General features: G+C 72.2%; 4 protein-coding genes and 1 pseudogene. All 5 read left to right on the top strand.

Annotated elements, in window-relative coordinates:
- Window positions 1–504: YafY family protein (locus CQZ88_RS31985; RefSeq protein WP_258008824.1), on the top strand; the 504-nt coding region annotated here is incomplete at its 5' end.
- A gap of 104 nt (window positions 505–608) precedes the next feature.
- Window positions 609–860: a Sec-independent protein translocase subunit TatA gene (tatA, locus tag CQZ88_RS27320; RefSeq protein ID WP_180987093.1), complete on the top strand. Its 252-nt coding sequence runs from the start codon at window positions 609–611 to the stop codon at window positions 858–860.
- 86 nt (window positions 861–946) lie between these two features.
- The gene (gene tatC / locus CQZ88_RS27315; protein WP_029543765.1) at window positions 947–1906 is read left to right on the top strand and encodes a twin-arginine translocase subunit TatC; all 960 of its coding nucleotides are present in this window, start codon (window positions 947–949) and stop codon (window positions 1904–1906) included.
- 9 nt (window positions 1907–1915) lie between these two features.
- A complete protein-coding gene (locus tag CQZ88_RS27310) occupies window positions 1916–4645 on the top strand; it encodes an RNA helicase (RefSeq protein ID WP_006945771.1) in 2730 nt (909 codons plus the stop codon).
- A 107-nt stretch (window positions 4646–4752) separates the two neighbouring features.
- Window positions 4753–5001: pseudogene (locus tag CQZ88_RS31980) on the top strand (hypothetical protein); the annotation flags it as partial.

Genomic DNA, 5001 nt, shown 5'->3' with positions numbered 1-5001 from the left:
CTGCACCTGACCTACTACTCGGCCTCCCGCGATGCGGTGTCCGAACGCGACGTCGATCCGATCCGGATCGTGCTGGTCGGCGAACACACCTACCTGCAGGCCTGGTGCCGGGCCGCCGAAGGGGTGCGGCTGTTCCGGTTCGACCGCATCGACGCCGCCACCGAACTCGACGAACCGGCGGACCCGCCCGAACGGGCGCTGCGCGAGGACGACCACCTCGACCTGTTCGCCGGCGACCCGACGCTGCCGGCGGCCCGGTTGCGGATCGACCCCGGCTACGGGTGGCTGCTCGACTACTACCCGCTGATCGACGTGCGGGTGCACGACGACGGGGTCATCGACGCGGTGATGCACTACGCGTCGCTGGACTGGATGGCGCGGTTGACCGTCGGCCTCGGCGCGGGGGTCAGTGTGCTGGGTCCGCCGGAGCTGGTCGCGGCGGTGCGGGACCGGGCGCAGGCCGCCCTGGCCGCGTACGACGCCCCCGCCGGGAACGGGCTGTGAACCTGCTCCGAACTCGTCGTGAACGCCCCTGTGCGGCGCGCCGGTGCAGGGTCGGTCCGGTAGCATCGACGCCAGCAGATCAGTGGAGGTTGATAATGGGTGCAATGAGCCCCTGGCACTGGGCCATCGTCGCGATCGTCGTGATCATCCTGTTCGGTTCGAAGAAGCTGCCCGACGCGGCCCGCGGTCTCGGCCGGTCGCTGCGCATCTTCAAGAGCGAGGTCAAGGAGATGCAGAACGACGACGCGCGCCCCGCGCAGCAGCAGGCTCCGAGCCCGTTGCCGCCGGCCCAGCCGGCCCCGGCCCCCGTGGAGCCGCAGCCGCAGACGCCGCAGCCCGAATCACGTTCGGCCTGACCGTATTTCCCTGACCGGGGCATCCGTGCGGATGTCCCGGTCCTCCGCTGATCCCGGCGGCCGTGACAGGAGCTGAGAACCGCACCGTGCGCATCCCGTTCGATCCGCGTCGAAGCCGGCGCAAGACCAATCCCGACGGCACCATGTCGCTGGTCGAGCACCTCTACGAACTGCGCACCCGCCTGCTCATCGCCCTCGCCGCCGTGGTGCTCACCACGATCGTCGGGTTCGTCTGGTACAGCGCCGGCCTGTTCGGGCTCCCGAGCCTCGGCGAGATCCTGCGCGGCCCCTACTGTGATCTGCCGGCGTCCGCGCGCGCCGACATCAGCGCCGACGACAGCTGCCGGCTGCTCGCCACGGGACCGTTCGAACAGTTCATGCTGCGGCTGAAGGTGGCGCTGACCGCGGGCATCGTGCTGGCCTGCCCGATCTGGCTGTACGAGCTGTGGGCGTTCATCACCCCCGGCCTGTATGCCAAGGAACGCCGTTACGCGATCGGCTTCGTCGTCTCCGGCGCGGTGCTGTTCGTCGCCGGCGCGGTCCTGGCCTACCTGGTGGTCTCGCACGCGTTGTCGTTCCTGCTCACCGTCGGTAACGACGTGCAGGTCACCGCGTTGTCGGGCTCGGAGTACTTCGGGTTCATCATCAACCTGCTCGTGATCTTCGGGGTGTCCTTCGAGATTCCCCTCGTCATCGTCGCGCTCAACGCCGTCGGGGTGCTGAGCTACGCCAAGCTCAAGTCGTGGCGGCGGGGGCTGATCATGGCGATGTTCGTCTTCGCCGCCATCGCCACGCCCGGCCAGGACCCGTTCTCGATGCTGGCGCTGGCCGCGGCCCTGACCCTGCTGCTCGAACTCGCCATCCAGCTCGCCCGCCTCAACGACAGGCGCCGCGCCCGCCGCGACCGGGAACAGGGCTGGGGCGACCTCGACGACGACGAGAGCTCCCCGATCACGGCACCCACCCCGGTGCCCGCGCCCACCTCGACGGTGCCGCCCGGCCCCACGGCCCGGCCCGCGCCGCCCGACTACTCCGACACCCTCTAGCCGCCGCCTGTGACCGACTCCACCGACACCGGATCCACCGCGACCGCGCTGCCGCCCCGGCTCGCCGAATTCGCCGCCGAGCTGTCCTTCCCGCTCGATCCGTTCCAGGTGCAGGCCTGCCGCGCCCTCGAGGGCGGGCACGGCGTGCTCGTGTGCGCCCCCACCGGCGCCGGCAAGACCGTCGTCGGTGAGTTCGCCGTGCACCTGGCGCTGCGCGCCGGCAGCAAGTGCTTCTACACCACCCCGATCAAGGCGTTGAGCAACCAGAAGTACGCCGATCTCGTCGCCCGCTACGGCAAGGCCTCGGTCGGCCTGCTCACCGGCGATCAGTCCGTCAACCCGGATGCCCCGGTGGTGGTGATGACCACCGAGGTGCTGCGCAACATGCTCTACGCCTCCTCGACCACCCTGATCGGGCTGACCCACGTGGTGATGGACGAGGTGCACTTCCTCGCCGACCGGTTCCGCGGCGCGGTGTGGGAGGAGGTCATCCTGCACCTGCCCGAGGACGTGCGCCTGGTCAGCCTGTCCGCCACCGTCTCCAACGCCGAGGAGTTCGGCGACTGGATGGAGACCGTGCGCGGCGACACCACCGTCGTCGTCGACGAGGTGCGGCCCATCCCGCTGCACCAGCACGTCATGGTCGGCCCCCGCATCTTCGACCTGTTCGAATCCACCGCGCACCCGGACGCCGCGGACGGCACCGGCCGCCGCGGCGTCGTGGTCAACCGCGAACTCGTCGAGCAGGTGCGCCGCCGCGCCGCCCTCGACTCGACCGGCCGGTGGGGCGGTCCCCGCGGGCGCATCGGGTTCCGGCCGCTGCCGCGTCCGGAGGTCGTCGCCCGCCTCGACCGGGAGGGGCTGTTGCCGGCGATCACCTTCGTGTTCAGCCGTGCCGGCTGCGACGCCGCCGTCGGCCAGTGCCTGCGCGCCGGTCTGCACCTGGCCTCCGACGCCGAGACCGCGCAGATCCGGGCCATCGTCGACGAACACACCGGCGACCTGCCGCGCGCCGACCTCGAGGTGCTCGGCTTCCGGGAGTGGCGCGCCGCCCTCGAACGCGGCATCGCCGCCCACCACGCCGGCATGCTCCCGGCCTTCCGGCACACCGTCGAGGACCTGTTCGTCCGCGGCCTGGTGCGGGCGGTGTTCGCCACCGAAACCCTCGCCCTGGGCATCAACATGCCGGCCCGCACCGTGGTGCTCGAGAAGCTGGTCAAGTACAACGGCGAAACCCACGCCGAGCTCACCCCCGGCGAGTACACCCAGCTCACCGGGCGGGCCGGGCGCCGCGGCATCGACGTCGAGGGCCACGCGGTGGTGCTGTGGCAGCCGGGCCTCGAGCCCGCCGACGTCGCCGGGCTCGCCTCCACCCGCACCTTCCCGCTGCGCAGCTCGTTCCGCCCGTCGTACAACATGGCGGTCAACCTGATCGACGCGGTCGGCGCCGAGCACTCCCGGGCGCTGCTCGAACGGTCCTTCGCCCAGTTCCAGGCGGACAAGTCGGTCGTCGGCCTGACCCGCGGCATCGAACGCAACGAGAAGGCCCTCGCCAAGCTCCGCGATCAGCTCGGCGGCGAGGACGGCGACATCATCGACTACCTGCAGCTGCGTGAGGAACTCACCCAGCTCGAACGCCGACGCGAACGCCAGGCCCGGCAGGACCGCCGGCAGGCCGCGGTCGCGTCGCTGCTCGCGCTGCGCCGCGGCGACATCGTCGCCATCCCCGGCGGCCGGCGCACCGGACTGGCCGTCGTCCTCGAAACCGACACCGACGTCACCGACCCCCGGCCCCTGGTGGTCACCGCGGACGCCTGGTCCGGGCGGGTCTCGGCCGCGGACTTCCCGGCACCGGCCACCGCGCTCGGCAAGCTCCGGCTGCCCCGGCACGCCGACGCCCGCACCGCCCGGGCCCGCCGTGACCTCGCGTCGGCGCTGCGCAGCACCGGGATTTCCGCGCCGCGCCGCCCCAAGCACGCCAAGAACGGCGACACCCGCGAGATCGACGACCTGCGGCGACGCCTGCGCCGGCACCCGGCCCACCAGCATCCCGACCTCGACCGCCTCGCCCGGCTCGGGGAACGCTACAACCGCCTCGGCCGGGAGGTCGCACAGATGCGCCGCCAGTCCGCGGCCACCACCAACTCCCTCGCTCGCACCTTCGAGCGGATCGTCGCGTTGCTGACCGAGCGGGGCTACCTCACCGCCGGCGACGACCCGTCGACCACCGAGGCGGGGGAGCGGCTCGCCCGCATCTACAGCGAGAGCGACCTGCTCGTCGCCGAATGCCTGCGCCACGGCGTGTGGGCGGGACTCTCGCCCGCCGAGCTCGCCGCGGTGGTCTCGGCGGTGGTGTACGAGGCGCGCGTCGAGGAGGGCGCCACCGAGTACGGGCCCACCGGGCCGCTGCGCCGCGCGCTCGCCGACACCGTCCGCCTGTGCGGGCAGCTGCGCGCCGACGAGGTTCGCTTCAAGCTGCCCCCCACCCGCGAACCGGATCCCGGGTTCGTCGATGCCATCTACACGTGGGTGAGCACCCAGTCGTTGACGGAGGCCCTGATCGCCGCCGGGGCCGCCGGACGCGACCTGTCGGCGGGCGACTTCGTGCGCTGGTGCCGGCAGGTGATCGATCTGCTCGACCAGATCCGCACCGGCGCGGTCGACCCTCAGATCGCGAAGACCGCCGCCCGGGCGATCGGCGCGATCCGGCGCGGTGTCGTCGCGGTCGATGCGGCGTGACGACACCGCGTGTGGTTTGATACGCGCGCTGCCACACGGCTTTCTCGTGGTGGGTGGGGCGCTACGGCTACGGTAATTGGACACAGCGAAGGCAGGTGGAGGCGACAATGAGCGGTCCGCACGACCCGCAGGATTCCGACGATTCGACCAAGCAGTGGGCGCCGTCGCCCCCGCCGTCCTCCGGAGCCGAGCAGGGGCCGGCCCCGACGCAGGCGTTCGGCACGCCGCAGCAGGGGCAGCCCGCCGGCCAGCAGTGGGGCCAGCAGGGCCAGCAGACCCCCGGCCAGCCGCAGCAGGGTCAGCCGCAGTGGGGGCAGCAACCCGGCCAAGGCCAAACCCCCGGCCAGCAGTGGGGC

It is taken from the genome of Rhodococcus sp. ENV425 (assembly GCF_002887785.1).
GTDB classification, from domain to species: Bacteria; Actinomycetota; Actinomycetes; order Mycobacteriales; family Mycobacteriaceae; genus Rhodococcus; species Rhodococcus aetherivorans.
The sequence above is the reverse complement of the archived record's forward strand: the minus strand, read 5'-3'. Positions and strand labels throughout refer to the sequence as shown.